We start from the raw sequence: 26,980 nt of genomic DNA, 5'->3' as shown, positions 1-26,980 counted from the left end.
ATCGCCCGAGCGGCGGCGAATCGCGAGGACTCCGTCATTGGATAAATTGAAGGCGGCGCTTGATCCGTTCGTCGTCATCCTGCTCGCGACGGTGATGGTCGCGTCGCTTCTCCCCGCGCGGGGGCCTTTCGCGGGTTATGCTGGCATCGCGGCGGATCTGGGCATCGCGCTGCTCTTCTTCCTGAACGGCGCGAAACTTTCGCGTGCGGCGATCGTCACCGGCCTTCGCAACATCCGCCTGCACGCCGCGGTCCTCGCCTCGACCTACATTCTCTTTCCGTGCCTCGGTCTTGCCGTATTGGCGATCGGCCATCTCGATCCGATGCTCGCGCGCGGGCTGCTGTTCCTGACCCTCCTCCCGTCGACGGTTCAGTCCTCCGTCGCCTTCACCGCGATCGCGCGCGGCAATGTCGCAGCCGCGATCTGCAGCGCGTCGATCTCCAATCTCCTCGGGATCGCGCTCACCCCGCTGTTCGTCACGCTGACCATGGGCGCGGCCGCCAGCATGTCTTGGGAAAGCGTGCAGGGCATCTTCCTTCAACTGCTGCTGCCCTTTGCCGTCGGCCATCTGCTGCGCCCGCTCATCGGCGGCTGGGTCGAAAAACGACGTCGCTTGCTATCACGCGTTGACCGCGGATCGATCCTGCTGGTGGTCTACACCGCCTTCGGACATGCGGTGATCGAGGGTCTCTGGTCGCGCGTCTCACTGCCTACGCTCGGCCTGGTGACACTCGCCTGCGCCCTCATCCTGGCGGTCGTGCTCGCCGCCACCTGGGGGGCCGCCCGCGCGCTAAGCCTCCCGCGCGAGGATGCGATCGTCCTGCTGTTCTGCGGGTCGAAGAAAAGCCTCGCCTCCGGTGTTCCGATGGCCAACGTCCTGTTCCCCGCCTCGGCCATCGGGATGATCATCCTGCCGCTGATGATCTTCCACCAGCTCCAGCTCATCGTCTGCGCCATGATCGCGCCTCGCCTCGGGCAACGCGGCGAGCGCGAAAGCGATACGTCGCTTTCGGCTCCTCCGGTCGCTGCGAAGTAAGCAACGGGCGCCGCAGCGCTACGGCCTGACACGTGCGTCGACTTCGGAGGCGGATTGAATCCCATGGCTCGACACGTGAGCGCGCGACATCCTTGCCGGGCAGCCGCGGAGAGCTCCGCCCTCTGATCAAGGCGCTCCGGTGCGGCAGCAGATGTTGGGACAGCCTTGTTTTTCCCCAAGTCTCCTCACGTTTTCAACGACATAGAAGAAATAACAACCTAAGTACGGCAATCTGAGTTGGCCTTTTCCCCTCAGAAACCACCTGAATACGCCCTTACGCTAGACGATGTCGGCGAGTGGCGAACGAATACCTTAGTTCCGGAACTGAGCTGCCCGGCGAGGTCTTTTCCGTCCTGGTCCTAAAAGAAGGTGCCGCATGCACGGAGGTGGCAGGAGCGATACCGCCTAATCCGTTTGATCGTATCCGCATGGCTGCGTCGCGCGGGCGATTGATGATGATCCTGTCGATCTTCGGGACGGTCACTTCCCCCGACCGGCTCGTTCAGAGCGCCGCGAAGCACTGGGAACGTTAAAGACCGCGCAGGTCGCGCAGGGTCACACTCCTTCAGCCGTTGCGCTCATGACCGACGACCCGCAAAGGCGCTGCAACGGCATGCCCGCGACCTCTTGCATAGCTGATGTGGAATCGCACAGCTGTCCAACTCAGAAGCAACATACATCGTGCGGCAAAGCATCAACCCGAAGACGGCGACTCGCCAGCAACGTCTGCCTAAGCTACGGGTCGACAGGGAGATGCACCTCTCCCGACACAACGACGCCGTCGGCTATCAGAGGCCTGGCTCAGCTTACTGGCGCGAAGAAAGTTGGGGGATGTGGACGTGCACCTTGGTTCTTTCAACCTCCACCAGCGAGCCGAGGTGAAGGCGGCTAGACGCCGCGCTGACGACGCCGACTTGGCTTCAGGCCGCGTTTCCCAGCTGGAGATGCAGCAACGTAACTATGCCTTCGCGCATATTGATTTCCATAGTGCCCGAATCGTCCTTCGAGACAATGATCCACTCCTTTGACGCTCCCCTCATCGGGGTCGCGCTACCGCCCGCCAACGAGCAAATCGAAATCAGCCCTCACCCACCCGGCAGCGTGGCGGGCAATCTCCGGATACCTCAGCATGAACTTGGGTACCATGTTGAAGGGTAGACCGGTTCGATGGGCGATCTCAGCCGTCGCGATATAGGTTGTGGCGAGAGCATGGACCGGCTCTCGGTCCGTGATCACCGCGACGCCTTCGGGCACGAAGGTGAGCGCGCCACTGCTCGCCACGCGGGTGATCTGTAGCGAGTCGAGGTTTAGCACTTCGGCGGCGTCTAACTGTGTGTAAGTTTGCCTGAATGGGAACCCTGGCCATGATAGCTCATCGAACCGCAAGGCGGCGAACGGGGCGATGTCTTCGCGGTGAACCATAGCACGTCGAATGAACTTGCCGGCGCCGTCGAGCCAAAACGGTAGTGAGCCTTCTCGCATCGCGGCTAGAATCGCACCCCAAAACTTCGGGCGGCCGCCCATCATGCGAGCGGCAGTACCCAAGGGCATCAGATCGGATGGTTTTCCGGCACGTCCCTTAGATTCGAGATCGTGAATGAACTCGTTCATGCTCTCCTCAACCAAGCGGAGCGTCCGATTGATGAGCGCCAGTCCGGGGTGTACCTCCCTCTCGATCTCACCGAGACATACAAGTTGCTCAGTCGCATAACGAGTGGTGCCAAGTGCAGTTTCTAAACGGCTGGCGAAAACAAACTCACGGTGGCGCCGGAGAAGATCGTCGGCATCTGCCTTGTCGTACTGCACTTGCGTGTTCCGGCGGACCGCCAGGACCCGGTGTTCGATATGTCCTGCATCGCGGATCATTCGTAACTCTTGCGAGCTGATGCTCGCGGCGCGGCAGATATATTGCGCTCCGACCACAGGCTTCACGACCGCCTGCAAAGCGACGATAACATGTTCGAAGGCCTCGGGCACCGCATCACTCACCAGTTTTGCCTGCTGCTCGCGCACCTTGGGCGAACCAAGCCGCCTTATCGCAGCCAAGAGCGCGCGCCGCGATTTCTCATCAGGCGAGTTCTGCAGTCTATCTGCGATTCGTTCGCGAAAGGCTCGCGGCCAATCTAGCAACAGGGCCGCTCCGGTTGCGGCGAAGCCCGCCAGCTGCAGAGGGGACAAGTCCTTCATAGCAGAACGACGCAACATGTAGGGCGACGCGCTCAGAGTTGCGCCTACGTGCAGGGCCAAGTTGACCAACACCGCCGGTGGCAACTCTGCCAACTCTGAGCTGAGCCGCGAGACCGCTGCCTGCCGCTCCTCGCCGTCAGCCGAGACCAAAGCGGCGAAGAGACGGTAATTCTCCGCGAGCTCTTGGGGGAGGCGCTCGTCCGTAAACGAAGTGAGTGTCGCGCGGCACTGGTGGTGATCGCAGTTCCCGATGCCCCAGGAAGTTCGCCAAGCCTGTGTCCGACCACATGTTGCGCACTTGTCAACCAACAGCTCTAAGCTCTCAGCGCAAAATGGTAGCAGCCGATTCATCCAAGCTGATCGATGATGATCGCTGAGGCGCAGCGACGAAGGGGAAACCCGTCGAGTCGCCACATGCAAGTCGAGCCGGAACAGAGCGCCATCGCCCCACTTAATGTCAGCTGGGCCGTCACTTTCTTGCAGATACGGGTGCAAACGCTCCTCGATAGATGCGACGCTGCAACCAAGTTGAAATGCTAGTCGCGGAACGTCTCTGATTTCCTGCCCGATGGTTCCGGGATGTATTAGGGTCCGGACCCAATAACGGCTTTTGCTACCGCTTGGATCGTGATTCACTGCGTTGGTGTGGAGGCGGTGGAATGGCTGATTTCTTCTGGTTTTCCGATGCGCAGTGGGAGCGGATCGCACCACTGCTGCCGACGGACGTTCGCGGCAAGGCACGTGTGGATGATCGCCGGGTGCTGAGCGGGATCGTGCATGCGCTCCGCTGCGGCGGTCGCTGGGTGGACTGCTCGGACGTGTACGGGCCAAAGAAGACGCTCTACAATCGCTTCGTGCGCTGGTCCGAGCGCGGCATCTGGGAGGGGATTTTCAGCGCGCTGGCAGGCGCCGACGACGCGCCGGACCGGCTGTTCATCGATAGCAGCTGCATCAAGGTCCACCGCTGCGCAGGCGGTGGAAAAGGGGGGCCTTGGCCCATGGTATCGGCCGCACCAAAGGCGGCCGGAACACCAAGGTCCATGCCGTCTGCGACGCCAAGGGCCGCCCTCACGTCCTCCTGCTGACGCCCGGCAACGTCCACGACTGCAAGGTCGCCAAGACCTGCATCGCGGCGCTGCCCCCATCCGTCGAACTCGTCGCCGACAAGGGCTATGACAGTCAGGAGTTGCGCGAGTGGCTCGACCAGCGCGGCACCCAGGCCGTCATCCCGCCGCGCTGCAACCGCAAGGTCCAGTACGACTACGACCGCACCATCTACAAACAGCGCAACGTCATCGAGCGCATGTTCTGCCGCCTCAAGGACTGGAGGCGGCTCGCCACCCGCTTCGATCGCAACATCAAGAACTTCATGGGCGCCATCGCCCTCGCCGCCACCGTCATCTGGTGGTTGTGAGTCCGGACCCTAGCCTCATCGCGTTGCCACGCGAGGGTTGGCCGGGGAACAGATGGACGGAACGTTGGCCCTGTGGTTCGATGCGATCGAGGTCGGCGCGCCGACTCCGGAGCTCGACCTCCACGTCAATCTCTGGCGCGACCTGTCAGCTGACTTCAACTTTCTCGATGTAGGCTTCCGACTCGCGGACCCCACGAACCTCCTACGCTTCCACTTGTTCTTCCCAGTCCCTGTAGGTCTGGCTAGCATAAGTGACCTCGGCGCGACGCTCCGGTACGGAGAGACCCTTAAGGCCGTTTTCAACGACCCGGTCGTCGCCGGCAGCGGAAACGCGACTTCCTATCCGACGGAGATCGACGGGAAGCCGCACCTGACGGTGCAGATGCTAGACGTCGGGCGGGATCTTGCGACCGAGCCGCTTGCCATGACTCCGGTGGACGGTACGATCGTGACGTTCGGCGATGGCCTCTGCGACAGGATGCGGGCGACCGGTGGCTGCAGCTACGTCCGGATTCGCATCCATCTGGACGGGAGGGCGCGCGACCTGTTCAGTACGGAGATCGCGGCGGGTGACTGGCGTCTCACGACCGCGACGAGCGTTACCGAGACAACGGAGTTCCGCTTCAACGAACGCCGCAGCTATCCCGACGCTGTCGCCAGGCGCATTGGCGACAGCGTCTTCGCGATTGGGAGGATACACTACTTCCTGATCCGCGACCTGGAGCAGCAGCTGACAGGTCAGCACAGCCCGTTGCGAAACGTCCGTCGGCTGGAGCCGGCGCTCTGGACGCCCTACCTGCAGGGAGAGCCGATCCGGACCGGGACGTGGCGGGCGCCAGCGAAGGTCATAAGCCGGCTGGCGATCTATCATTGGTCGACGACGTTCGGATCCGACGACGGTCCGCCCTCCTTTACTGCGTTCGCCAGCTTCCGCTCGGCGCGCGTCCACCTATCGATATACGCAGTGGCGATAGTCCTCCTGGGGGCCATGGGCAGCGTCCTGGCCGCCGTGTTGTCGGCCCGGCTGGGTACCGCTTCAATTCCCGGATCACAGCCGCTTCTTCCACGTGATGGCCGAGTCAACAGGACGAATCTGGAACAGCGGGGCGGCCTATTGCCCAGACGGAGCGACCGCAGACGGCGTGCATCACTACAAGGGGGCGAGCATCGACGTCGATCTGGTGCCCAACACGCGTCATTGCGCTCGAGGAAAGCTGATCATGGAAGATCGCGATGAGCTCGTGACGATCGAGTTGGCACCAAAAGGCCGGTTCCAGATGCAAGGGATCGGATACAGCCACAGGTCATGGTCGCACGGGATCCATCATGGGGCACTTGCAGTCGAGCGAGAGGATCTGGACCTGGCCTCGCTCGACCCGAATGCTGGCGAGAACATCCATGTACAGGAGTTCGCAGTAGCCACGCTGACAGGGGCGGACGGCGCACAAGTCACCGGCTTCGGTGCCTTCGAAACGACCATTGTCGGTCAGTACGCGCCGCTGGGGGTCGGCACTGACCGCGTGCTAGACGCTTCCGGCCGCCCGCCAGGATTGTCCTGGTAGGTTTGCGATGCCTCGACGAACCGAGGCATCGCATGCTTCCTCACTTCATCTTCAAGGTCTCATGGTCTAGCATCTGGGCCGCTGCGCCTCGTGCCATGGTCATGAAGACCTGGTCGCCTCGCTCAGTCCGTTTGGCGACTGCGGACGAGAAGATCGCCGTGAACAATCCCAGCCAGGCACCGCGTCGATAGTCCTGCCGGATATCATCGATCCCGTAGTCTTTCTGGCCCTGTTCGAGTAAAGTATCATGGTAGAGGCGGAGCAGATCGTCCTCATCGCGCCGCCGGTGGTCGACCGGATAGCTCGTGCCAAGGAAGTACGCGAAGTCCAAAGCGGGATTTTCAGGAGCGACGCTCTGCCAGTCGAGAATGACGAGGGGATCCGCACCGCCGTTTGCGTCGAAGAGCATGTTATCAAGCCGGAAGTCTGCGTGAATAAGGCTGAAGCGTTCTGGCATTTGCTCAACGAAGACTGAGACCTTAGACGCGAAGTTCTGGGCAAGCCTCATGTACTCGGGCTCCAGCAGATCGGAGTATCGTCGCCGGAACTCCGCCAAATGTGCGTCGAAGTTTGCCGCCACGCCTGAAAATATCGCACGCCGAGCCTTCATCCACGGCACGTCCCAGACGTTAGAGTCGCCAAATGTCGGGGCGTGTATGGCCGCCGCTTGACGCATCGCGTGTTCTGCATCAGCGCGCGAACAACCAGTTACCTGGTTCGCCGCACGTGCAGGCGAGACATCCTCGAGGAGGATGCAGAACTCGCCTCCGTCCGAGATCGAGGCGTGGTAACAGCGAGGAGCTCTGACGGCGAGGGTCTGTGCCAGTTCCTGATAGAAACGAGTCTCTGTAAGGTATAGGCCGAGGTCAATGCCCGTCCGCCTGGCAACGGGGTCCTTCGCCGCGAACTTTGCGGCAAGTGTCAGCGGAGCGGTGGAACGATCCGCATCGTACGTAATCTCAAAACGTACCGTATCCCCCAGGAGGCCTACTCCAACGGGCGAAAAGCGAACGTTGACAACATGCCCCTCCGGCAAGACTCCCGCACCTCGGAGCAAATCGGTCATCACCTCTGGTGTGATGTGCTCAGGAGTTTCGGCAACCACCTGGCGATCTGCCAGCACCTCACTAGCCACGAAAACTCTCCTTGAAAAACTCTGCCTGCCTAGGCTGGCTGACTGTATAGTCAACGATTGACATAGAGAGGTATGGCAGTGAGAAGGCAAGGCCTTGGTCCGATTACCGGCCGGGTAGATGGCGAGGAGAGTAGATCATGACCATGACCGGACAGTGTCTATGTGGTCAGGTGAAGTATGAGGTTGCCAGCGAACCCTTCGCCACCGCGATTTGCCATTGCAGAAACTGCCAAAAGCAGGCCGGCTCCGCTTTTTCGATCGTGGTCGCCGTACCTAGCAAGGCAGTCACTCGCACAGGCGAGCTGAAGATTTATGACGACAAAGCGGACAGCGGCGCTACGCTGCATCGGCAGTTCTGCCCGGAATGTGGATCGCCGATTTTCTCCGTTCTGGCGGAGGCACCGCAGGTGACGATCGTCAAAGCTGGTACGCTGGACGACGTGAGTTCTCTCCAGCCTCAATTCCATGTTTGGTGCAAGAGTGCGCAGCCCTGGGTTGCGCTCGACCCAGCCATGCCGCAGTTTCAAGAGAATGCGCCCGTGCCCGGCGCCTAAGCTCCATATGCTTGGGACGGGCCGCGCCCGTCCCAAGCCCAGTGTCAGACTCGCTCGATTATGAGAGCCGGCGCCATGCCGCCGGCAGCGCAAAGCGTCACCGCTCCAACGTTTAGATCGCGACGCTCCAGCTCATCTAGGACGGTCCCGATCAGCATAGCGCCTGTCGCGCCGATGGGGTGACCCAGCGCGATTGCGCCTCCGTTCACGTTGACGATCTCAGGGGATAACTCGAGATCCCGCATGAACTTCAGCGGTACCACCGCGAATGCTTCATTGACCTCCCACAGATCGACGTCCTTCACTGACATTCCAGCCTTTGCCAGAACCTTCCGAGCAGCCGGGACCGGAGCATTGAGGACCATGCCCGGATCATCGCCTGCATTGGCTATGGCTCTGATCTTTGCGCGCGGCTTCAATCCGTTCGCACGGGCGTAGTCTGCGGACGCCAGGATCATCGCACCGGCACCGTCGACAACGCCGGAGCTGTTTCCGGCATGGTGAACATGATCAATCTCGAGGCCCGGGCGCGTTCGCTCGACGAATGCGCGAAAGGTGCTCCCGTGTTCATCAAGCGACATGTCATACAAGCTAGGAAAGGCTGGCTTGAGCCCTGCCAGGCCCTCCAGCGTCGTACCGGGGCGAGGGTACTCATCCTGTTCGAGCAGTACGGTGCCATCGTCCGCAAGAACGGTGACGAGGCTTCGCGCGAACCGCCCTTGGCCCATCGCCTCTGAGGCTCGCCGCTGGCTTTCGAGCGCGAGCCGGTCGACGTCATCGCGTGAGAACCCCTCCAGCGTGGCGATCATGTCGGCGCAGATGCCCTGATGCGGTTGTGCAACGCGCGCCCGAAGGTGGAGATTGCCCGAGTCAGCCAGAACTCCTTGGCCCAGAGTCGAGATGTGAGACATAGACTCCACACCGCCGGCGACGACGAGGTCCTGCATGCCCGACCAGATCCCCATCGCGCCGACGCCAACTGCCGTTAGACCGGACCCGCAAAAGCGATCAAGCGTCACGCCCGTAGCATCGTAGTCGTAGCCGGCATCCAGGGCCGACATTCGGGCGATGCAGAACCCCTGCTTGCCCCATTGGGTGCCGCACCCAATGACCACGTCATCGAACGTCTCGGGTTTGCAGATCGTTTCGATCGCGAAGCTCCTCTAGCAGGGGAGCTAGAAGCCGCTGCGGATGAACCTCCGCCAAAGCTCCCTTGCCAATCTTTCCTATACCCCGCGGGGTTCGCACCGCATCAATCACCCACACTTCAGCCATCACGCACTATCCCATTGACTGTCCGTTCAGCCAGCCCGATACCAACCGCAGTATGGGAGGACAATCATCATCTCGGTACGCCGATGAGCACGGGGCGCTACCGGCGAAGGGCGAGTTCTCTTGTCCGGTCCTCGACGTCTTCGGAACGGAAATCTGCTCTCTGAGCCCGATATTTAAGATCCGGCAGCTGCCGGAAGCTCAGGTCTGTGATGCTGACGGAAGGATCGCGCCCGGAGCAGTTACGATTCTTTTTGACCACGCAATCGGCTGTTCGATTGGCCTTGCCGAGAGGCCTTACCGAGCGACGACCACCTTGGAGCTTCGTGTCGACTGGGTCGGTGAGATCATGCCGGGCATGTCGATCGAGATCGAAGCTCGCGATGTGCGTTTCTTCGGGCGCACGGCAGTTGCCGACGCTGTTGCGACACAAGGCGCAGGTGGCCGGGTCGTCGCGCTAGCGCGCGGCCATTTCATTCACAGCACACATCCCGGCGGGAGCATCTCCGAGCCGATCGACTGGGCCGGGCGGGAAATCTTTACTGAGGGCGGGTTTGACAGCTTTTCCTCGTACCTTGGTGTTCAAAGTAGCGGTGAGGACCTGCTCGTTCATCCGCGAGAGCGACTTCAAGGTGCAGTAGCAGTTCAGGCGTATCACGGCGGGGTTATCGCCGCGACGATGGACCTAGCAGGTCGTGTTTTCCGTAGCGATCTGGTGTCGGCGGAAAGCCTGCTGATGCGCTCGCTGACAGTTCAGTACCTGAGACCTTCCATCGCCACCATGCCGCTTGTGGTGACCCCACAGGCGACGCGTGTCGGGCGCTCCGCTGCTACGATTGAGGCCGTTGCTCGCTGCGGCCTTCCCGGCTCACCAGTCACTGCAATCGGCCTGATGACGCTGCTCACAGAGCCACTCGGCTCGCCTTCGGGCGCCAGCCTCCCACGATAATCTCGGGCAGGTCGCGTGTGACCAGGCCCCTCAGTTTGGAGTAATCGATGGAACTGAATGGTACGCAAGCGGCTATTGTGACAGGCGGCGCTTCCGGGCTCGGCGAAGCTACTGCACGCGCTCTGGCCGCGAAGGGTGCGAAGGTGGCGATCTTCGATCTCGACCAAGTTCGCGGCGAAGCGGTAGCTGGAGAGATCGGCGGCATCTACTGCTCGACCGATGTCACCAATGAAGCCAGTGTCGATGCTGCTTTCTCAAAGGCGCGAAGCGCTCACGGTCAGGAGAACATCCTGGTTAACTGTGCTGGTACGGGCAATGCGGTTAAGACGGCGAGCCGCGATCGCAAAACAGGGCTGAGCCGCCACTACCCCCTAGATCAGTTCGACCGGATCATCCAGATCAACCTAGTCGGGACTTTCCGCTGTATCGCCAAATCCGCAGCTGGCATGCTGGATCTTGCTCCCGGTCCCGACGGGGAACGTGGTGTGATCATCAGCACGGCCTCTGTTGCGGCGCAGGATGGTCAAGTCGGTCAGGCGGCATACTCCGCCTCGAAGGCGGGGATCGTCGGGATGACCTTGCCGATCGCACGCGATCTCATGAACGACGGCATACGTGTGAATACGATCTTGCCGGGGATCTTCTCGACGCCCTTGGTTCAAGCTGGGCCAAAGGAACTCGTTGAAGGGCTCGCCGCGATGGTTCCCTTCCCCAAACGGCTGGGACACCCGGAAGAGTTTGCTCGGCTTGCCATCTTCATGATTGAGAACGGCTACATCAATGGCGAGCAAATCCGGTTGGACGGTGCCGTTCGAATGGCGCCGCGCTGAGGCCCACTCGCTTGTCAATCAGCCAACGGGCTGCTTAAGCTTCAACTGCAATGCGATAGAATGAAAGGTTTTCGATGGTCTCGAGGGCGAAGCGGGAACTGGGCACGCCGAACGCCCGTGTCCTCGCCCGCGAGGCCTCTCGAGAGGCGTTGATCACCGCTGCTGCGGACATCATGCGTGAGCGTGACAGTTTAGACTTTCCACTGACCGAGGTGGGGCTACGCACCGGCAACAGCGCGGCGTTGGTGCAGTACCACTTCGGCAGCAAGGAGGGGCTGCTCATGGCGGTGGTGGAGCGGCATACTGCGGCCGCCGCACGCGACATGGCCGCACTAGCGGCTTCAGACTACTCCGCCGAGAAGAAGCTGCGGCTGCATATACGTGGCGTCGTAAGCGCCTACGTTCGATCTCCTTTCACGAACCGGCTGCTGAACCATCTGCAGCAAAACGCAGACGAAGAGCGCTCCCGTCACATCAGCGAGATCTTCATCAAGCCGGTGGCGGATTTTCACCGTGCGATCCTAGAGCAAGGCGTCCGGGAAGGGCTGTTCCGTCCGATCGATCCCATGCACTTTTATCATATGGTGGTGGGCGCTTGCGAGCACCTGGTCGCATATAAGACCCCTCTTAATCACACGTTCGGAGTTAAGGAGATCAATGACGATCTCCGCCGTGACTTCGCGGACACCATTTTCGATGTGCTAGTTGCGGGCATTGCAGCTCGGCCCAGCCTCTAGCCGAAAAGGGTCGGCATCGTCCCAGCAGTAATCGTGAAACGCAGCTGACCGATGCTGAGGTGTGTTCATTGACTGTTTGTTCAGTCTGCGGCATTCGGCAGCTGGTGGAAGAGGGTCAGTTCGCAAGATTGGGTGAGCCGTTGATGCTGCCGAGCCCTGCCTCAGAATCGGATCTGCAGGTCTATGCGTGACGGAACACGGGCGATTGCCCAAGGCGCAGGGTTGAACCGGTGACATTGCCGACGCGCTTCACTAACCTGACCGGCGTACGTTACCCGATAATGCAGGGCGGCATGCAGCATGTCGGAACAGCCCGCCTGGCCGCTGCGGTGTCCCGAGCGGGCGGCCTGGGAACAATCACAGCTCTGACCTTCCGTGATGCCGAGGCGCTTAGGGCTGAGATCAGTGCCTGTCGCCAGCTCACTGACAGTCCCTTTGCTGTTAATCTCACCTTGACCCCGACGATCGACGCGCCGCGCTACTCCGAGCTCTGCGCCGCTGTCATACAGGAGAAGGTCGGGATCGTTGAGACGGCGGGCCGGAACCCAGCTGAGCTGGTAGAACGGCTCAAGGCCCACGGCATCAAGATCATTCACAAATGCACATCGATTCGACACGCGCTCACCGCGCAGTCTCTGGGAGTTGATGTGATCTCAATGGACGGCTTCGAGTGCGCGGGTCACGTGGGGGAGGATGACATTCCGGGCCTGGTGCTTATTGCTGTGGCCGCCGATCGCCTTACGGTTCCCGTTTTGGCCTCCGGTGGCTTCGCGGACGGGCGCGGCCTTGTGTCTGCTCTGGCCCTTGGCGCTGACGGTATCAACATGGGCACTCGGTTCTGTGCCACGCAAGAGGCGCCTATTCACGACCGCTTCAAGGAGGCGATTGTCGCCGCAGACGAGCGAGCGACTCGGCTCATTCTTCGATCGGTTCGAAACACCGCTCGCGTTGCACGAAACGCGATCAGCGAACGGGTTATAGAACTGGAGCGGGACAACCGCGGCCTCGAGGAGCTCCTGCCGCTCGTAGCTGGTGATCGTGGGCGAGCCGGCCTGACGAGCGGAGATCTGGACGCCGGCATCTGGACGGCTGGCGTTGTTCAAGGTCTTATACATGACGTTCCGACCGTACGTGACCTGATCGAACGGATCATGGCCGAAGCGTTAGATCGCATTCGGCTTCTGGCTGACCTTACCACTGAACGCGTTGCCTCAGCGAAGGCAATTCCGGTTACCACATAGGGGCGGTACGAGATGCACATCTTCCAACACGCGCAGTCGACGCCGAATAAGGCTGCCCTCATCATGGCCGAGACCGGGCTGGAGGTGTCCTATGGAGATCTCGAAGCTCGATCAAATCAGCTGGCGCACCTTTTTCGCTCGCTCGGCGCTGGCCAAGGAGACTGCATCGCAGTCATGCTCCCGAATGAGCCATTGTTCTTCGCCTGCGCGTGGGCGGCGCAGCGTGCGGGCCTCTACTTCACCGCGCTTTCTACGCATCTCACCCCCGATGAAGCGCTGTACATAGCCGAGGACAGCGCTGCACGCGTGATCATCTGCGCCGACGAATACGTGCATTCTGCCAAGGCGATTGCCGAGGTGGCTCAAGACATTAGGGTCCGGACCCAATAACGGCTTTTGCTACCGCTTGGATCGTGATTCACTGCGTTGGTGTGGAGGCGGTGGAATGGCTGATTTCTTCTGGTTTTCCGATGCGCAGTGGGAGCGGATCGCACCACTGCTGCCGACGGACGTTCGCGGCAAGGCACGTGTGGATGATCGCCGGGTGCTGAGCGGGATCGTGCATGCGCTCCGCTGCGGCGGTCGCTGGGTGGACTGCTCGGACGTGTACGGGCCAAAGAAGACGCTCTACAATCGCTTCGTGCGCTGGTCCGAGCGCGGCATCTGGGAGGGGATTTTCAGCGCGCTGGCAGGCGCCGACGACGCGCCGGACCGGCTGTTCATCGATAGCAGCTGCATCAAGGTCCACCGCTGCGCAGGCGGTGGAAAAGGGGGGCCTTGGCCCATGGTATCGGCCGCACCAAAGGCGGCCGGAACACCAAGGTCCATGCCGTCTGCGACGCCAAGGGCCGCCCTCACGTCCTCCTGCTGACGCCCGGCAACGTCCACGACTGCAAGGTCGCCAAGACCTGCATCGCGGCGCTGCCCCCATCCGTCGAACTCGTCGCCGACAAGGGCTATGACAGTCAGGAGTTGCGCGAGTGGCTCGACCAGCGCGGCACCCAGGCCGTCATCCCGCCGCGCTGCAACCGCAAGGTCCAGTACGACTACGACCGCACCATCTACAAACAGCGCAACGTCATCGAGCGCATGTTCTGCCGCCTCAAGGACTGGAGGCGGCTCGCCACCCGCTTCGATCGCAACATCAAGAACTTCATGAGCGCCATCGCCCTCGCCGCCACCGTCATCTGGTGGTTGTGAGTCCGGACCCTAGTGTGCTCGTCCGCTATCGAGAGAGCTCAGCGCCTTTGGACGGCCGGCTTTCCTCGCTTGAGACCGCCTTGGAGGATCAGCCGACGGACAGGCTGCCTGTGGAATCGGCCGGATCCGAAATGCTGTACTCCTCCGGCACGACCGGTCGGCCGAAAGGTGTGAGACTCCCGATGCAGGGAGGACCGATCGAACAACCGACCGCACTCGAAAACCTGGTGAAAGCGGCGTTTGGGCTCGGGGCGGATAGCGTCTACTTGACACCAGCCCCAATGTACCATGCTGCTCCCCTTCGCTGGGCTATGGCGATCCAAGCGCTTGGTGGCACAGTGATCATGTCGGGCAAGTTCGATCCCGAGGGCGCACTTGCCGCCATCGAGCGCTACGGTGTCAACGCAAGCCAGTGGGTGCCGACGCACTTCGTTCGGCTGCTCAAGCTGCCGAGCGAGGTCAAGGAGCGCTACAACGTGTCGTCCATGAAGGTTGCGTTGCACGCTGGCGCACCCTGCTCGATCGACGTCAAGCGCGCGATGCTCGACTGGTGGGGTCCCGTTCTGTACGAATACTACGGGGGTACCGAAGGCTTCGGTGGCACGGCGATTGGTCCGGAGGAGTGGCTGGCTCGTCCAGGGTCTGTCGGACGCGCAGTTCTCGGGAAATTGCATATATGCGACGACGATGGTGAGGAGGTTGAGGCTGGCATAAGCGGGGGAGTCTACTTTGAGGCTGATAACCTCAGTGAGTATTTCGGCGACCCGCAGAAGACGGCTGAAAGCCGCAACAAGCATGGCTGGGCAACCTACGGCGATATCGGCCATGTGGATAAGGACGGCTACCTCTTCCTCACGGACCGTAAAGCTTTCACCATAATATCTGGCGGCGTAAACATTTATCCGGCGGAAATTGAGAACGTTCTGATCACGCATCCCAAGGTGCAAGATGTCGCCGTGATCGGCGCGCCAGATGGAGAGATGGGAGAGCGGGTTGTTGCCGTCGTACAACCCGTTGATCCGGCTCATGTGTCGCCCACACTAGCTCAGGAGCTGGAAGCCTACGCTCGAGAGAGGTTGAGCGGGGTAAAGGTGCCCCGACAGTATGATTTCGTGGACACGCTGCCGCGCCAGCCCACGGGCAAGCTTTTCAAGCGGATCATTCGAGAGAGGTACTGGGACCAGGCGTCAATCGTTAGCTCAGCGCCCAAGGTAGAGGCTTGAACCATCAGGGCGCACTGGCTCCGGCCTCTCGCATGCGAGCCCTCATCTCGGTAGCTCCGGGTCCGGCTGAAAAGCTTGAGCTCGGCGACCTTCCGCTTCCGCTGCCAAAAGCGGGAGAGGTACGCATCCGTGTCTTAGCTTGCGGCCTCAACTATCCTGACACCCTCATCATCAACGATCGCTATCAATATCAGCCAACTCGGCCATTCGCTCCGGGAGGCGAGGTCTCCGGCTACGTCCATGCTGTGGGGAGTGGCGTCTCACATCTACGACCCGGCGAACCGGTGCTGGCGACCGCGCTGAGCGGGGGACTTGCCGAGTACCTAGTGGCGAAAGCCTGTGACACGGTCGCCGTACCAGAAGAGAGCAACCCGGTCGAAGGTGCGGCATTGCTCTTCACGTTCGGCGCGGCGCTTCATGCGTTGTGTGACAGAGGCGAATTAACCCCCGGATCTCGGCTGTTGGTGCTCGGGGCTGCAGGGGGCCTTGGACTTGCCGCAGTCCAACTCGCCAAGTTGCTCGGGGCGTTCGTTGTCGCTGCCGTGTCGAGCGCAGAGAAGGAACAAGCGTGTTGGGCGGCAGGAGCGGATGAGGTTGTCGTTTATGAGCGACTGCGCTCTACAAGCGCATCCCATCAGCTAGCCCGGTCGTTCAAAGACAAGCTGCCGTCCGGAGCAGCGGACGTCGTGCTGGATCCCGTCGGGAGCAGCTACAGCGAGGCGGCCCTTCGTACAGTCGCGAAAGGAGGGCGATATCTGGTCCTCGGGTTCACAGCAGGTATTCCAAGGCTTCCGCTGAACCTAGTTCTGCTGAAAGAGTGCGATATGCGCGGCGTTTTCTATGGCTCATTCGCTGTCGATCATCCGGACCTCTATCGACGAGAAAGGGATGAGATCCTCGCATGGTGGCTGGAGGGGCGCATCCGCCCCGCTCCGCAAGCGATTGTACCGTTGGATCAGGCACGTCAGGCGCTTCAGAGACTAGCCGAGAGAGATTCTGTCGGCAGAAGCGTGGTGACGATCCAAACCGTTGGTTCGTCCTTTGCTACCAGCCTATCACATGAGGTCTGAATAGATGGACTTAGAGGATTTCAATCGCCGATGGCTAGAAGCGTGGACGATCAAGTCTGTCGCATCCGTGTTATCGTTTTACCACGCTGAGGTCAGATACTACGACGAGCACGTTCCCCAGGGCTTGATCGGTACGGAGGCTCTCGCCACCCATCTTACCCGCCTCTTCGCAACTATGCCGGCCTGGCGATATGAAGCGGACCAGTTGTGGGCGATCTCAGGCGGGTTCTGCGCTAGATGGCACCTAACTGTAGGAGACGGTGCCAACGCCTTGCGCCTGCGCGGTTTTGACCATGTAGTTCTCACTGGCGGGCTGATCAGCCATAATGAGGTTTACACGCATCGGCTCGGCTAGCGAGCGCATCGGTTTTGGTGATTAAGCTGCACTCATACCAACGCAGCGTCGAGGTAGCTTCGTACCGCGCGCAAGTCGCATATGTCCCCTTCCAACATCCTGGTCAGAGCCGAACGCCCGCCAAAGAGCGGCGCCGTATTTAGAGCTCGGATCCATCGGTCAGCTGCTGGCGCCAGCGGCAGAAGAGTATGGACCGATCGATAGATCCCGATGATGTGGCCGATTCGTTCGAGAGTGTCGTGCGGAAGGGACAGGGGCGTTTTACGCTGCGCTTTTGTCCTCCAGCGATGCAGGGCAAAACTGCTTGAAAGGCCGAGGATCTGCCTTTGCTCCTCGTCGGTGAGGGACCATCGCTCAGCTATTTCGAAGAACGTTCGTAGAGCGGGACCACCAAGATCGTTCGCATCATCGATCATGGCTGTCGCATCCTGCAGGCTCCTCGTCCGGATCTTGTCGACTTGGGTCTGCGTACTCGCCCGCTTTCGAAGCGCGCAGTGACCTCGGCATCTCCGCCTCCTCCAGCATCCGCTTCAGGAGCGCCCAGACGCTTTGACGCCGATTGTGGCACAGATATCGAAAGCTGTCTCAAACCCCTCGATACTAAGTTCGGGACATGGCTTCTGGGATAACTCGACGGTATAGCTATTACCGAGCCGGTTTGCTCCCACATTGGCAATTGTTGCTTCCGCAATCAGCCGCTTGCTGCGTTCGTCGCCTTGCGGCCAAAGTTCAACTTTGATCTTTAGCACCTTGATGACTCCGAAGTGCCGTTGGAAGTTGAAGCGGCGAGGAGCTGTAACATCTATGATGTGAACCGCTGTTCGACTTGGAAATCTAAGCCGTGCCCGAGATCGGATCCGGGTTCTTCCTCCACCAAAGTCAGGAGATCGGCCATCGCTTCGGAGACCATCGCGCAGGCGAGAGGCTCACTCCAGTCGAAGCCAAGACGGACGATCGCTTGATCCTCTAGCAGCGGCCCTAGGCGGTGTCGAACGCGGGCGCGGACCTCGCCCGGACTGTGTGCGACCATTGCAAAGAATATCTGAACGGCACAGTTGTTGAGATCGGCCGTGATTGTTCCGGAGTATAGGGCAGGCTTTCGTCCGGGGCTCGATCTGGGGGCCTTCCCAAAGTTAGGTGGAACTATCCCTAGTGCTGCGCGAGCTGGGCTGCTCAGGAACTCGGTTGCGGGAATGTGGGCGACCACGTCAGGCGCGGCGTTTAAGTTAGCCGAAAGACCATGCAGCACCATCGCGCGGCGGAACCCTTCGTCGTGCCGGCATGCTTCGACAGCAGCTTGGCCGTCGAATAGATTGCGCGGCGTCGTCAGCCACTCGACGGGGTCCACGCGCAATCTGTCTCGGACACAGCGGGCACCGGTTTCTGCCGCGACGTACAGGAGGCGTTGCGTACCTAACGACCAAAACCGACGTAAGCGGTGGTGCTGGCTCGGAGATGAAGCCGTAGGGTCTGGCTGACGATGAGAAATCTCGGCTGAGTGAGCCCAGTGTGTGTGCAGATTCATCTTGCGACTCCTTCGCTCGATTGTCTCTCGTCACGCGCCCCACCCTCTATGTACTGAAAGTGAGATCATCAGACATATCAACATATCTCGATATGTCGAATGAAAACGTTGGTGGTATTGCGGACGCGACAGCGTGAGCTGTATGATGGTTTCGGCGCCTTCGAAGTTTTTTGGGGGGGGCGTCGACAGCCATAGGGCGCCACGAGAGTGGATCGTGCCAGGGCCGCGAAGGAAAAAATGGAGAACAGGGCTGCCGTGTTGGCGCTCTCAGCGCTTGCGTTTGAGACTCGTCTCGAAACCGTTCGGTTGCTGGCTACTGTCGGGGACGGCGGTCTTCCAGCGGGCGAGCTAGCGCGCCGGCTTGGAATTCCGCAAAACTCCTTAAGCGGACATCTCAAAGCGCTTGCTAGTGCGAGCCTGCTCACCGCTGAGCGGAAAAGCCGGTCGATTATATACCGTATCAACCCGCCGGCGCTGAATCTTCTTACATCCTTCCTACAGTCCATGTGTCCGACGGAACATCAGGGGTAGGACGGCGATCTAGATCTCTGCCCAGCAAGGTGGAGACGCTTCGCTAGCTGGCAATGGTGAGACGCTCGGACGCCACTGCCTGTGGGGGTTGGGCATCCCCGGGCGAGGACGAAGGTAAGTGAAAGCCCTAAGGGCCCGGATGCGGGACTGATTCATCCGCAAAGCCACCTACAATCTTTCATGCGAGCGAGCTCCGTCTGATCAGCGATCGCCGCATGGATACAGCCACAGGAGCACTTCAAGATTGGCAGAGGGCCAGGGTAAGGTGGTCCCAACAGCAGATTGGCAGTGTATGGCGCGCCCGGAACGATTCGAACGTCCGACCCTCAGATTCGTAGTCTGATGCTCTATCCAGCTGAGCTACGGGCGCGTTGGAGGGGCTGATAGTCGCGCGGGCGCTGCTGCGCAACCCCGTTGCAGCGATCCTTGGCGCAGCCTAGACCGGCGCGATGATGCGGCGGCTGACAGCGATGGTCCTGACGATGCTGGCGGCTGGCTGCGCCGAGAAGGACCGAGGCTTTCCGTCGCTCGCGCTGCGGCCGGCCGAGAGCGCCCGCTCGGCGGATGCTGCGCCTCCCGCACCCGTTCCCTCGGCAGTCAGCGGGGAGACGGCGGCCAGGTTGAGCGCGATCGGTGCGCGCATCGACGCCGCCGACGCTGCCTTCCGCCTCAGCGTTCCCGACGCGGAGGGCAAGGCGGCCATAGCGGGTCCCGAGGGCGGAGAAGCATGGGTTGCGGCGCAGACGGCGCTCTCCGCGCTGAGCACACATCATGCGGAACTGAACGACGCGACCGACGAGCTCGATCAGCTTTCGCGCGATCTGATCACCTCCGCCGCTCCCTCCAGCGAGGCAGACCTGCAAGCCACGGCGGAGGTCATCGCCCGGGCGACGGCGATCAAGTCGGCCGAGCAGGCGACCCTCTCCGCGATCGCCACGAAGATCGCCCCTCGGTCAGTCGCCGAGTAGCTCCGCCACCCGCTTGGCGTAATAGGTGAGCACGCCCGAGCACCCTGCCCGCTTGAACGCCAGCATCGTCTCCAGCGCCAGCGCGTCACGATCCCCCGCGCCCGCTGCCGCTGCCGCCTCGATCATCGCGTACTCGCCGGACACCTGATAGGCGAAGACCGGCACCTGGAAGCGGTCCTTCACCCGGCGGACGATGTCGAGATAGGGGAGGCCCGGCTTCACCATCACCGTATCCGCACCCTCCGCGAGGTCCATCGCCACTTCGCGAAGCGCCTCCTCCGCATTCGCCGGATCCATCTGGTAGGTGCGCTTGTCCCCCTTCAGCAGCCCGCGTGACCCGACCGCGTCGCGGAACGGGCCGTAGAAGGCGCTCGCGTACTTCGCGGCGTAAGCCATGATCTGCACGTCATGGTGCCCGTCCGCCTCCAGCGCGGCGCGGATACGGCCCACGCGCCCGTCCATCATGTCGGACGGCGCGACAATGTCGGCGCCGGCGCGCGCCTGCACCAGAGCCTGTTCGATCAGCACATCGCTGGTCGCGTCGTTGAGGATACGGCCCTTCGCATCAAGCAGCCCGTCATGGCCGTGGCTGGTGTAAGGGTCCAAGGCCACGTCGGTCAGTACGCCAACCTCCGGCACGGCATCCTTGATCGCGGCGATGGCGCTGCACATCAGATTGTCGGGATTAACCGCCTCGCGTCCATCATCGGAGCGACGTTCCGCCGGGGTGTTGGGGAACAGGGCGATGCACGGGATACCGAGTGTTCGCGCCTCCTTTGCCCTCTCGACGATGAGATCGACCGACCAGCGCGATACGCCGGGCATGCTGGCGATCGGGTCTTCTATCCCCTTGCCCTCAGTGACGAACAACGGCCAGATCAGGTCCGAGGGTGTGACCGCCGCTTCGGAGACCAACGCGCGGCTCCATGGAGCGCTGCGGGTGCGGCGGAGGCGGAGAGCGGGAAAGGCGGCGCTGGTCATGCCCCCCTTTAGCGCCCTCTGGCGTCTCAACGAAAGACGAAGAGGTAGAGCAGGATGATGATCGGGATCGGGATGCCGATCAGCCACAGCAGGATGCCCTTCATCACGTCCATCCTCATGCCATTCGTAACGGCGGACCAACAATTTTCGACGGGCGGGGTTCCTGGTGCATCGAAGCCGACGGGGGAGCGTTGAGCGGCGGTGACCCAGCCCAGACCACTCCCGAAACAGGCCGTCCTGGTGGTCAACACCAAGTCGCGACGCGGCGAAAAGCTCATGCGCGAGGCGCGGGAGAAGCTCACCGGTGCCGGGGTCGAGCTGCTGTCGGTGCACGGCATCAAGGAGCCGGGCGAGCTGATCCCCACCGTCGGTCGCATTCTCCAGGACAAACCACCGATGGTGATCGTCGGCGGAGGCGACGGATCGCTTTCCTGTTCGGTCGACAGCTTCGTGGGCAAGGATACCGTCTTCGCCCTGCTGCCGTTCGGAACGGCAAACAGCTTCGCGCGGACGATGAACATCCCGCTCGATCTCGACGGCGCGGTGGACGTCATCGCCAACGGGCAGAGGCGGCGCATCGACCTCGGCATGATCGACGGCGACTATTTCGCCAATTGCGCGGCGCTCGGCGTCTCTCCGCTGATCGCCGAGACGGTGCCCCACGGCCTGAAAAAGGCGCTCGGCCGCGTCGGCTATCTCAGCTGGGCGGCCTATCAGATGACCCGCTTCCGCTCGTTCCAGGTCACCCTGTCGGAGGGCGATCGGCGGGAGACATTCCGCGCGCTGGAGGTCCGTATCGCCAATGGCCGCTTCCACGGCGGGACGGAACTGATCGAGGAGGCGGAGGTCGATGATGGCCGAATCGTCGTTCAGGCGGTGACGGGCCACACGAAGAGCTACCTGATGTGGAGCTGGCTGACCGCCTTGCTGAAGCTCGACGCACGCCGGATGACGACCCGCGAGTTCATCGGCAAGGCGGTGCGCATCGAGACCGACCGGCCGTTGCCGATCTCGATCGATGGCGAGGTGCTGGCCCGGACGCCGGTGACGGCGCGGGTCGCCGCCGGCGTGATCGAGGTGGCGGCGCCAAGGGCGTGACCGGCCAAGTCCGTATCCTGGTCGATGGCGACGCCTGCCCGGTCAAGGACGAGATCTACAAGGTCGCGTTCCGCCTGCACGTGCCCGTCGCCGTTGTCAGCAACAGCCCGTTCCGCATCCCCGCGCATCCGCTAATCGAACGCGTTGTGGTAAGCGACGGCTTCGACGCGGCCGATGATTGGATCGCCGAGGCCGCCAACGACAAGGCTCTGGTCGTCACCGCAGACATCCTGCTTGCCGATCGCTGTCTGAAGGCTGGTGCCACCGTTCTCGCGCCGACCGGCAAGCCGTTCACGACCAGCTCGATCGGTTCAGCAATCGCCACCCGCGCGATCATGGCCGATCTGCGCGCGGGCGGGGAACAGCTGGGCGGCCCGGCAGCTTTCTCCAAGGCCGACCGCTCCCGCTTCCTCCAAGCGCTGGACAGCGCCCTGATGCGGCTCAGGCGGTGAAGGCGACCTTCGCCGGACGCCGACGCATCGCAATGCCGACGAGACCGACCCCGCGATCCATCATAACGTTGTTCATTTCGGACCCATTCTTTTTTGAGGTTGCGAATGGATCAGAGCGCCCATCGGCCGGTTGACCTCCGATGATCCCCGGCAGCTCGTTCCTCTGTGTCGCGGTCCACGTCACCAGCGGCGTGACACTCCAATGTTATTCCGGCCCGGAAGTCCTTCTCGCGGGCGTCCGGACGGCGGCCACCACCGAAGCCCTCCGCATAAGGCAGCGCGCGTCGCTCGGCCGCATCGTGTTGGGACGGCCTCTCCGCTGTACGGTGCAGGGTTCGCGCGGGGCGCTGACGATCGCGCGCTGCACGGTCAACGGACAAGACGTGGCCGCCGCGCAGGTCGCAACCGGTTTCGCCGAATGGGTGCCGGGTTCGGTCAACTGACCGCCCAGCCAACTACCGCCGGCGGCGCGAAGGATAACGTGTCGACTCGAACATGATCGAGGCGCCGGCATTCTCGCCCAGGGGAATGTCCGCCGCACCGAAGATGCCCCGCGCGCCTCCGGTCCCGATCATCGCGCCGACGGTGCCGTGGATGCGATCCGCGCCGTTGATTGCCGGCTGGAGATCCACGCCGCCCTGTGTATCGGCGCTCGCCACCGCCGCCTCCGCCTCTTCCGGAGTCAGCCGGTAGAGAGTGCCTTCGCCAGGATCCTGCTCCGCCGCAGAAGCCGCCGCCGGACAGGCCAGCAGCAGCCCGAGCACAACCATTGCCGACCGCCTGATCATGCCGGGCCCTTGCACGCGTTCGCGTGAACGGGCGCTGACCGGGTCAATGCCCGCCGGCGAGCACCGGCTCCACATTCGACCGACGCAGCTGCTCGTTGATCTGCTCCATCAGGCGATCGAGCCCTTCCTGGCTCTTCGCCTCGGCGCGCGCGACCAGCACGTCCTGGGTGTTGGACGCGCGTAGCAGCCACCAGCCGTCGGCGGTGTTCACCCGCGCGCCATCGGTGCGGTTCACGTCGGCACCCGCCTGCTCCAGCCGGTCGAGCACCTCGTCGACGACCTTGAACTTGCGGTCCTCACTCGACTGGAAGCGCATCTCCGGCGTGTTGATCATGACCGGCATGGCGGATTTGAGCGCGGTCAGCGATCCGCCCAGCACCCGCACCGCACCGATCAGGCGGACGGCGGCGTACTGCGCGTCGTCAAACCCGTAATAGTCATGCGCGAAGAAGACGTGACCCGACATCTCGCCGGCGAGCGGAGAGTGCGTCTCCTTCATCTTCACCTTGATCAAGCTGTGTCCGGTCTTCCACATCAGCGGCGTGCCGCCCAACTCCTTGACGCGATCGTAAAGCGCCTGGCTCGCCTTGACGTCGCCGATGATCGTCGCCCCCGGCACCTCGCGCAGCACCGGTTCGGCCAAGATCGCAAGGAGCTGGTCGCCCCAGATCACCCGGCCCTCGCCGTCGATCGCGCCGATCCGGTCGCCGTCACCGTCGAAGGCGACCCCGAAGTCCAGACCCTTCTCCTTCACCAGCGCCTTCAGGTCGACGAGGTTCTTTTCCTCCGTCGGATCGGGGTGGTGGTTGGGGAAGTTGCCGTCCACTTCGGTGAACAGCAGGTGGTGCTCGCCCGGCAGCTTGGCCGTCAACTTCTCGACCACAGGCCCGGACGCACCGTTGCCGCAGTCCCAGCCTATCTTGAACGCGCCGCCAGCATAACCCTGCAGAAGCCGGTCGACGTAGAGATCCTCGACAAAGGCCTTCTCGACCGTGCCGGTGCCCTCTTCCCAGTCACCTTCGGCGGCGAGGCGGCCGATGTCCTGGATGTCGGCGCCGAAGAACGGGCCGTGCTGCAGCACCATCTTGAAGCCGTTGTAATTGGCCGGGTTGTGGCTGCCGGTGATCTGGATGCCGCCATCGACCTCCAGCGTCGCCTCTGCATAATAGAGCATCGGCGTCGGTCCCATGCCGATGTTGACCACATCGACGCCGCCCTCGTTCAGGCCCTTGATCAGCGCATCCGCCAGGATCGGCGAAGAGGTGCGGCCGTCATAGCCCACCGCCACCCGCTTGCCGCCGACCCGCCGCACGCGCGTCGCGAAACCGCGGCCGATCGCATAGGCATCCGCCTCGCCAAGGGTCTGCCCGACGATACCGCGGATGTCGTATTCGCGGAGCGAGGTCGGGTCGAAGCGATGCGTCATGGGGTAGGCTCCCTGCTTAGGTTGTTTCGCAGCTATAATGCTTTTGTGTCAGTCCGGTTGACCTGCGCCAGCAAAATATCCCGCGCCGCGTTGACCCGACGCGTCAGATCGGATGAACCACCCGCGTCGGGGTGAACCTTGCGGATCAGCCGACGGTGCGCCGCAACGATGTCGTCCCGCGTGGCATCCGGCCGCAGTTCGAGGACGCGGCGCGCCTCACCCACCGACAAAGCGGCCTTCTTCGGGCGCAGCCAGAGCCACAGGCCCACCGCGATGGCGGCGAGCAGCAGGAACTTCAAGCCGCGGGCTCCAGCGCCTTGAATGGGGCCAGCGCACCCGCGGGCGGCAATGACAGCGCGGACACCATCTCGCGCAGCTCCTGACGCGCGGCGATGTGGCTCATGCCCAGCTCGCCGAGCTGCTTGACGTCGAGGAGCGTCAGCCCCTTGGGGAACAACTCGCGGTAGATCACGCGCTCGCCAAGGCCGGGAATGATGCGGAACCCGACCTTCTTCGACAGTTCGTCCATCGCCGCACCCACGCGGCGCATGTTACGCGCCTCCAGATGTTGCAGGCGGTTGCGCAGCAGCACCCAGTCGACCGTGCCGCCGTCCGACTTCGCCCGCGCCTTGCGCGCATCCCAGACCAGTTCCGCATAGAAGCTCGGCCGCCGGATCTTGTACGTCTCCGGATCGACCTGCCCGATCAGGTCCAGATCGACGAAGCTGTCGTTGACCGGCGTCACCAGCGTGTCAGCCATCGTCGCCGCGCGGCGGGCGAGCGGATCGTCGCGGCCGGGCGTATCGACCAGGATGACCTCGGCCCCTTCCGAGAGCTCGGCGATCTGCGCGTCGAAGCCCTCGTCGGTCTGCACCTTGATAACGTCGAAGCGCGGGCTGGCGAGATCGGTCGCGAGCCGCTTGGCGCTGGCTACCCGGTTCTCGAGATAACGGTAGAGCGTGCGCTGGCGCTGATCGAGATCGAGGCAGGCGACCTTGCGCCCGGTGATGGTCAGCGCGACTGCGACATGGACTGCCGTGGTCGACTTGCCGGTGCCGCCCTTTTCATTGGCGAACACGATGAAATGCGGCTTTGCGCCTGCCATAGAATGCCCGATCCTGCCCCTTGTTGGCCACAGCGCGGCCCCCTAAAGACGCGCACCCCGCCCATAGCCAAGGCCCTCTAGTCGTGCAAATCGTCCGTACCGTCGCTGCCCTTCGCGAAGCCGTCGCCGCCTTCCGTGCGGCGGGTGAGACGGTTGCGCTGGTGCCGACGATGGGCGCGCTCCACGCCGGGCACATGGCGCTGATCGCCGAGGGGAGGCTGCGCGCCAGCCGTGTGGTCGCCTCGATCTTCGTCAACCCGAAGCAGTTCGGACCGAATGAGGACCTCTCCCGCTATCCGCGCCGCGAAGCGCGGGATGCCGAGATGCTGGAGGAGGCCGGTTGCGCGCTCCTCTGGGCGCCTTCGGTCGAGGAGATGTATCCGGACGGCTTTGCCACCAACGTCTCCGTCACGGGCGTCAGCGGCGGCCTCGATGGCGAGTCCCGGCCCGGCCACTTCGACGGGGTGGCGACGGTCGTCACCAAACTCTTCAACCAGGTCCGGCCCGATATCGCTTTGTTCGGCGAGAAGGACTTCCAGCAGCTGGCGGTGATCCGCCGCTTCGTTCGCGACCTCGATCTCGGACTCGAGATCATCGGCGTGCCGACCCAGCGTGAGGATGACGGCCTCGCCCTCTCGTCCCGGAACGCCTACCTCACGCCCGAGGATCGCGCCAAGGCCCGCGCCCTCCCCCGCGCCCTTGGCGAAGCCGCCGATGCCCTGCGCGGCGGCGCGACCGTCACGGAGGCCCTCGAAGCGGCGACCAAACGCATCCTCGACGGCGGTTTCGATTCGGTCGATTACGTATCGCTCTGCGATGCCGAGACGCTTCAACCAGTCGATTCACTCCCCATTTCGGGCCGACTTCTCGCCGCCGCGCGGATCGGTGGCACGCGGCTTATCGATAATCTGGCAATTTAGCGCCATTTCCGATGCTTACGGTGTCCGTTAACCATTTCTTCTAACTCTCGGCCCCAAATGGCTCCCATCAACCCGATCCAGCGAGGGCGGACATGGGACACAGTGTCGAGACCGCGAATTTCCTGATGGCTTCCCGCCTGCGCGATGCCGCGCGGGGCAGCACCGATGCTCTCTATCAGCTGGGCATCGCCTATTCCTCGGGCAGCGATGGCGTCGACCTCGACCTCATCCAGGCGCACAAGTGGTTCAACCTCGCCGCCGTGCGCGGTCATGAGGAGGCCGCCGACTACCGCACCGAGATCGCCGACGAGATGACCGCGCGGGAGATCGTTGAGGCGCAGAAGCAGGCCCGCGCCTGGCTGGGCATGACCGCCCGCCGCGTCGCGTAAAGCCTAGCTAAACGCCGGAATCATCCGCTAAG

The 26,980-nt window shown here is 62.5% G+C and carries 29 protein-coding genes, 1 tRNA gene and 1 pseudogene; 21 read left to right on the top strand and 10 right to left on the bottom strand.

The window, feature by feature from the left end:
- Nucleotides 1-37 precede the first annotated feature (37 nt).
- Nucleotides 38-1,036, top strand: a complete 999-nt coding sequence (locus ACM608_RS01480) for a bile acid:sodium symporter family protein (RefSeq protein WP_419681210.1) — start codon at nt 38-40, stop codon at nt 1,034-1,036.
- A gap of 1,050 nt (nt 1,037-2,086) precedes the next feature.
- Here the strand turns inward: ACM608_RS01480 and ACM608_RS01475 are convergent.
- Nucleotides 2,087-3,223, bottom strand: coding sequence for a hypothetical protein (locus tag ACM608_RS01475; protein WP_419681208.1), 1,137 nt, complete (start codon nt 3,221-3,223; stop codon nt 2,087-2,089).
- A gap of 659 nt (nt 3,224-3,882) precedes the next feature.
- Between ACM608_RS01475 and ACM608_RS01470 the strand changes: the two genes are divergently transcribed.
- The 3 genes from ACM608_RS01470 to ACM608_RS01460 all read left to right on the top strand — a co-directional run bounded on the left by ACM608_RS01470 (nt 3,883) and on the right by ACM608_RS01460 (nt 6,199).
- A protein-coding gene (locus ACM608_RS01470; RefSeq protein ID WP_419681115.1) for an IS5 family transposase occupies nt 3,883-4,637 on the top strand; the annotation gives its coding sequence in 2 pieces (ribosomal slippage) (nt 3,883-4,224 and nt 4,227-4,637; 753 coding nt in all).
- 64 nt (nt 4,638-4,701) lie between these two features.
- Nucleotides 4,702-5,874 carry a hypothetical protein gene (locus ACM608_RS01465; protein WP_419681206.1) on the top strand — a complete coding sequence of 391 codons (1,173 nt, stop codon included), beginning with the start codon at nt 4,702-4,704 and terminating at the stop codon, nt 5,872-5,874.
- On the top strand, nt 5,858-6,199 hold the full coding sequence (locus ACM608_RS01460) for a hypothetical protein (protein ID WP_419681204.1): 342 nt from the start codon (nt 5,858-5,860) through the stop codon (nt 6,197-6,199). The genes ACM608_RS01465 and ACM608_RS01460 overlap by 17 nt, the downstream gene beginning before the upstream one ends.
- Nucleotides 6,200-6,239: 40 nt before the next feature.
- On the opposite strand, the gene ACM608_RS01455 is transcribed toward ACM608_RS01460, so the two are convergent.
- Nucleotides 6,240-7,334 (bottom strand): phosphotransferase, encoded by a 1,095-nt coding sequence (locus ACM608_RS01455; protein WP_419681202.1) that lies wholly within the window; start codon nt 7,332-7,334, stop codon nt 6,240-6,242.
- A 137-nt stretch (nt 7,335-7,471) separates the two neighbouring features.
- Here ACM608_RS01455 and ACM608_RS01450 point away from each other — a divergent pair, with 137 nt between their 5' ends.
- On the top strand, nt 7,472-7,888 hold the full coding sequence (locus tag ACM608_RS01450) for a GFA family protein (RefSeq protein WP_419681200.1): 417 nt from the start codon (nt 7,472-7,474) through the stop codon (nt 7,886-7,888).
- Nucleotides 7,889-7,932: 44 nt separating this feature from the next.
- On the opposite strand, the pseudogene ACM608_RS01445 reads toward ACM608_RS01450, so the two are convergent.
- Nucleotides 7,933-9,163 (bottom strand): annotated as a pseudogene (locus ACM608_RS01445) (acetyl-CoA C-acetyltransferase).
- Between the two features lie 52 nt (nt 9,164-9,215).
- Here ACM608_RS01445 and ACM608_RS01440 point away from each other — a divergent pair.
- From ACM608_RS01440 to ACM608_RS01400, 9 genes are all read left to right on the top strand, one after another.
- Entirely contained in the window at nt 9,216-10,109 is an 894-nt protein-coding gene (locus ACM608_RS01440) for a hotdog domain-containing protein (RefSeq protein WP_419681198.1), read from the top strand.
- Nucleotides 10,110-10,156: 47 nt separating this feature from the next.
- A complete protein-coding gene (locus tag ACM608_RS01435) occupies nt 10,157-10,939 on the top strand; it encodes an SDR family NAD(P)-dependent oxidoreductase (RefSeq protein WP_419681196.1) in 783 nt (260 codons plus the stop codon).
- 74 nt (nt 10,940-11,013) lie between these two features.
- Complete coding sequence (locus ACM608_RS01430; protein ID WP_419681194.1) at nt 11,014-11,676, top strand: TetR family transcriptional regulator; 663 nt, start codon at nt 11,014-11,016, stop codon at nt 11,674-11,676.
- 230 nt (nt 11,677-11,906) lie between these two features.
- Nucleotides 11,907-12,917, top strand: a complete 1,011-nt coding sequence (locus ACM608_RS01425) for an NAD(P)H-dependent flavin oxidoreductase (protein ID WP_419681192.1) — start codon at nt 11,907-11,909, stop codon at nt 12,915-12,917.
- Nucleotides 12,918-12,929: 12 nt separating this feature from the next.
- Nucleotides 12,930-13,307: an AMP-binding protein gene (locus tag ACM608_RS01420; protein ID WP_419681190.1), complete on the top strand. Its 378-nt coding sequence runs from the start codon at nt 12,930-12,932 to the stop codon at nt 13,305-13,307.
- Between the two features lie 55 nt (nt 13,308-13,362).
- Nucleotides 13,363-14,117, top strand: a protein-coding gene (locus ACM608_RS01415) for an IS5 family transposase (protein WP_419681188.1) whose coding sequence is annotated in 2 segments (ribosomal slippage) — nt 13,363-13,704 and nt 13,707-14,117 — 753 coding nt in all. Because the reading frame shifts where the segments join, the coding sequence is not laid out codon by codon here.
- Nucleotides 14,108-15,340 (top strand): AMP-binding protein, encoded by a 1,233-nt coding sequence (locus ACM608_RS01410; protein ID WP_419681186.1) that lies wholly within the window; start codon nt 14,108-14,110, stop codon nt 15,338-15,340. The genes ACM608_RS01415 and ACM608_RS01410 overlap by 10 nt, the downstream gene beginning before the upstream one ends.
- A gap of 32 nt (nt 15,341-15,372) precedes the next feature.
- Nucleotides 15,373-16,410: an NADPH:quinone oxidoreductase family protein gene (locus ACM608_RS01405; protein ID WP_419681184.1), complete on the top strand. Its 1,038-nt coding sequence runs from the start codon at nt 15,373-15,375 to the stop codon at nt 16,408-16,410.
- A 4-nt stretch (nt 16,411-16,414) separates the two neighbouring features.
- A complete protein-coding gene (locus ACM608_RS01400) occupies nt 16,415-16,765 on the top strand; it encodes a nuclear transport factor 2 family protein (protein WP_419681182.1) in 351 nt (116 codons plus the stop codon).
- 32 nt (nt 16,766-16,797) lie between these two features.
- Here the strand turns inward: ACM608_RS01400 and ACM608_RS01395 are convergent, their stop codons facing one another.
- Entirely contained in the window at nt 16,798-17,181 is a 384-nt protein-coding gene (locus ACM608_RS01395; RefSeq protein WP_419681180.1) for an antitoxin Xre-like helix-turn-helix domain-containing protein, read from the bottom strand.
- 1,346 nt (nt 17,182-18,527) lie between these two features.
- Between ACM608_RS01395 and ACM608_RS01390 the strand changes: the two genes are divergently transcribed.
- Nucleotides 18,528-18,821, top strand: coding sequence for an ArsR/SmtB family transcription factor (locus ACM608_RS01390; protein WP_419681178.1), 294 nt, complete (start codon nt 18,528-18,530; stop codon nt 18,819-18,821).
- A gap of 293 nt (nt 18,822-19,114) precedes the next feature.
- Here ACM608_RS01390 and ACM608_RS01385 read toward each other — a convergent pair.
- A tRNA-Arg gene (locus ACM608_RS01385) sits at nt 19,115-19,191 on the bottom strand.
- Nucleotides 19,192-19,273: 82 nt separating this feature from the next.
- Here ACM608_RS01385 and ACM608_RS01380 point away from each other — a divergent pair.
- On the top strand, nt 19,274-19,789 hold the full coding sequence (locus ACM608_RS01380) for a hypothetical protein (protein ID WP_419681176.1): 516 nt from the start codon (nt 19,274-19,276) through the stop codon (nt 19,787-19,789).
- Here ACM608_RS01380 and hemB read toward each other — a convergent pair.
- Nucleotides 19,775-20,770: a porphobilinogen synthase gene (hemB, locus tag ACM608_RS01375; RefSeq protein WP_419681174.1), complete on the bottom strand. Its 996-nt coding sequence runs from the start codon at nt 20,768-20,770 to the stop codon at nt 19,775-19,777. The genes ACM608_RS01380 and hemB overlap by 15 nt on opposite strands.
- A 201-nt stretch (nt 20,771-20,971) precedes the next feature.
- On the opposite strand from hemB, the gene ACM608_RS01370 reads away from it, so the two are divergent.
- The 3 genes from ACM608_RS01370 to ACM608_RS01360 all read left to right on the top strand — a co-directional run bounded on the left by ACM608_RS01370 (nt 20,972) and on the right by ACM608_RS01360 (nt 22,763).
- Nucleotides 20,972-21,868: a diacylglycerol/lipid kinase family protein gene (locus tag ACM608_RS01370; RefSeq protein WP_419681172.1), complete on the top strand. Its 897-nt coding sequence runs from the start codon at nt 20,972-20,974 to the stop codon at nt 21,866-21,868.
- Nucleotides 21,865-22,320 carry a YaiI/YqxD family protein gene (locus tag ACM608_RS01365; RefSeq protein ID WP_419681170.1) on the top strand — a complete coding sequence of 152 codons (456 nt, stop codon included), beginning with the start codon at nt 21,865-21,867 and terminating at the stop codon, nt 22,318-22,320. The genes ACM608_RS01370 and ACM608_RS01365 overlap by 4 nt, the downstream gene beginning before the upstream one ends.
- A 140-nt stretch (nt 22,321-22,460) precedes the next feature.
- Nucleotides 22,461-22,763, top strand: coding sequence for a hypothetical protein (locus ACM608_RS01360; protein ID WP_419681168.1), 303 nt, complete (start codon nt 22,461-22,463; stop codon nt 22,761-22,763).
- A 12-nt stretch (nt 22,764-22,775) separates the two neighbouring features.
- Here the strand turns inward: ACM608_RS01360 and ACM608_RS01355 are convergent, their stop codons facing one another.
- From ACM608_RS01355 to ACM608_RS01340, 4 genes are read right to left on the bottom strand one after another with little or no spacing between them, the layout of a single operon-like run.
- The gene (locus tag ACM608_RS01355) at nt 22,776-23,108 is read right to left on the bottom strand and encodes a hypothetical protein (RefSeq protein ID WP_419681166.1); all 333 of its coding nucleotides are present in this window, start codon (nt 23,106-23,108) and stop codon (nt 22,776-22,778) included.
- A gap of 43 nt (nt 23,109-23,151) precedes the next feature.
- Nucleotides 23,152-24,534, bottom strand: coding sequence for a phosphoglucomutase/phosphomannomutase PgmG (pgmG, locus tag ACM608_RS01350; RefSeq protein ID WP_419681164.1), 1,383 nt, complete (start codon nt 24,532-24,534; stop codon nt 23,152-23,154).
- Between the two features lie 32 nt (nt 24,535-24,566).
- Nucleotides 24,567-24,833, bottom strand: coding sequence for a J domain-containing protein (locus ACM608_RS01345; RefSeq protein ID WP_419681162.1), 267 nt, complete (start codon nt 24,831-24,833; stop codon nt 24,567-24,569).
- A complete protein-coding gene (locus tag ACM608_RS01340; protein WP_419681160.1) occupies nt 24,830-25,639 on the bottom strand; it encodes a division plane positioning ATPase MipZ in 810 nt (269 codons plus the stop codon). The genes ACM608_RS01345 and ACM608_RS01340 overlap by 4 nt, the downstream gene beginning before the upstream one ends.
- Before the next feature lie 83 nt (nt 25,640-25,722).
- Between ACM608_RS01340 and panC the strand changes: the two genes are divergently transcribed.
- Together panC and ACM608_RS01330 are read left to right on the top strand one after the other, a co-directional pair.
- Nucleotides 25,723-26,559, top strand: a complete 837-nt coding sequence (gene panC, locus ACM608_RS01335) for a pantoate--beta-alanine ligase (protein ID WP_419681159.1) — start codon at nt 25,723-25,725, stop codon at nt 26,557-26,559.
- Between the two features lie 92 nt (nt 26,560-26,651).
- Nucleotides 26,652-26,948, top strand: a complete 297-nt coding sequence (locus tag ACM608_RS01330; protein WP_419681157.1) for a hypothetical protein — start codon at nt 26,652-26,654, stop codon at nt 26,946-26,948.
- Nucleotides 26,949-26,980: the final 32 nt, after the last annotated feature.

The organism is Sphingomonas sp. ID0503 (assembly GCF_048565625.1).
Lineage (GTDB): Bacteria > Pseudomonadota > Alphaproteobacteria > Sphingomonadales > Sphingomonadaceae > JBLZUR01.
This window is presented reverse-complemented; position numbering and strand designations above follow the sequence as displayed.

Bases quoted from the DNA above. Each gene is read 5' to 3' on its own strand.
- ACM608_RS01475 (WP_419681208.1), bottom strand. From the start codon at position 3,223: ATGAAGGACTTGTCCCCTCTGCAGCTGGCGGGCTTCGCCGCAACCGGA.
- ACM608_RS01460 (WP_419681204.1), top strand. From the start codon at position 5,858: ATGGAAGATCGCGATGAGCTCGTGACGATCGAGTTGGCACCAAAAGGC.
- ACM608_RS01450 (WP_419681200.1), top strand. From the start codon at position 7,472: ATGACCATGACCGGACAGTGTCTATGTGGTCAGGTGAAGTATGAGGTT.
- ACM608_RS01440 (WP_419681198.1), top strand. From the start codon at position 9,216: ATGGGAGGACAATCATCATCTCGGTACGCCGATGAGCACGGGGCGCTA.
- ACM608_RS01435 (WP_419681196.1), top strand. From the start codon at position 10,157: ATGGAACTGAATGGTACGCAAGCGGCTATTGTGACAGGCGGCGCTTCC.
- ACM608_RS01430 (WP_419681194.1), top strand. From the start codon at position 11,014: ATGGTCTCGAGGGCGAAGCGGGAACTGGGCACGCCGAACGCCCGTGTC.
- ACM608_RS01420 (WP_419681190.1), top strand. From the start codon at position 12,930: ATGCACATCTTCCAACACGCGCAGTCGACGCCGAATAAGGCTGCCCTC.
- ACM608_RS01405 (WP_419681184.1), top strand. From the start codon at position 15,373: ATGCGAGCCCTCATCTCGGTAGCTCCGGGTCCGGCTGAAAAGCTTGAG.
- ACM608_RS01400 (WP_419681182.1), top strand. From the start codon at position 16,415: ATGGACTTAGAGGATTTCAATCGCCGATGGCTAGAAGCGTGGACGATC.
- ACM608_RS01395 (WP_419681180.1), bottom strand. From the start codon at position 17,181: ATGATCGATGATGCGAACGATCTTGGTGGTCCCGCTCTACGAACGTTC.
- ACM608_RS01390 (WP_419681178.1), top strand. From the start codon at position 18,528: ATGGAGAACAGGGCTGCCGTGTTGGCGCTCTCAGCGCTTGCGTTTGAG.
- ACM608_RS01380 (WP_419681176.1), top strand. From the start codon at position 19,274: ATGCGGCGGCTGACAGCGATGGTCCTGACGATGCTGGCGGCTGGCTGC.
- hemB (WP_419681174.1), bottom strand. From the start codon at position 20,770: ATGACCAGCGCCGCCTTTCCCGCTCTCCGCCTCCGCCGCACCCGCAGC.
- ACM608_RS01360 (WP_419681168.1), top strand. From the start codon at position 22,461: ATGATCCCCGGCAGCTCGTTCCTCTGTGTCGCGGTCCACGTCACCAGC.
- ACM608_RS01355 (WP_419681166.1), bottom strand. From the start codon at position 23,108: ATGATCAGGCGGTCGGCAATGGTTGTGCTCGGGCTGCTGCTGGCCTGT.
- pgmG (WP_419681164.1), bottom strand. From the start codon at position 24,534: ATGACGCATCGCTTCGACCCGACCTCGCTCCGCGAATACGACATCCGC.
- ACM608_RS01340 (WP_419681160.1), bottom strand. From the start codon at position 25,639: ATGGCAGGCGCAAAGCCGCATTTCATCGTGTTCGCCAATGAAAAGGGC.
- ACM608_RS01330 (WP_419681157.1), top strand. From the start codon at position 26,652: ATGGGACACAGTGTCGAGACCGCGAATTTCCTGATGGCTTCCCGCCTG.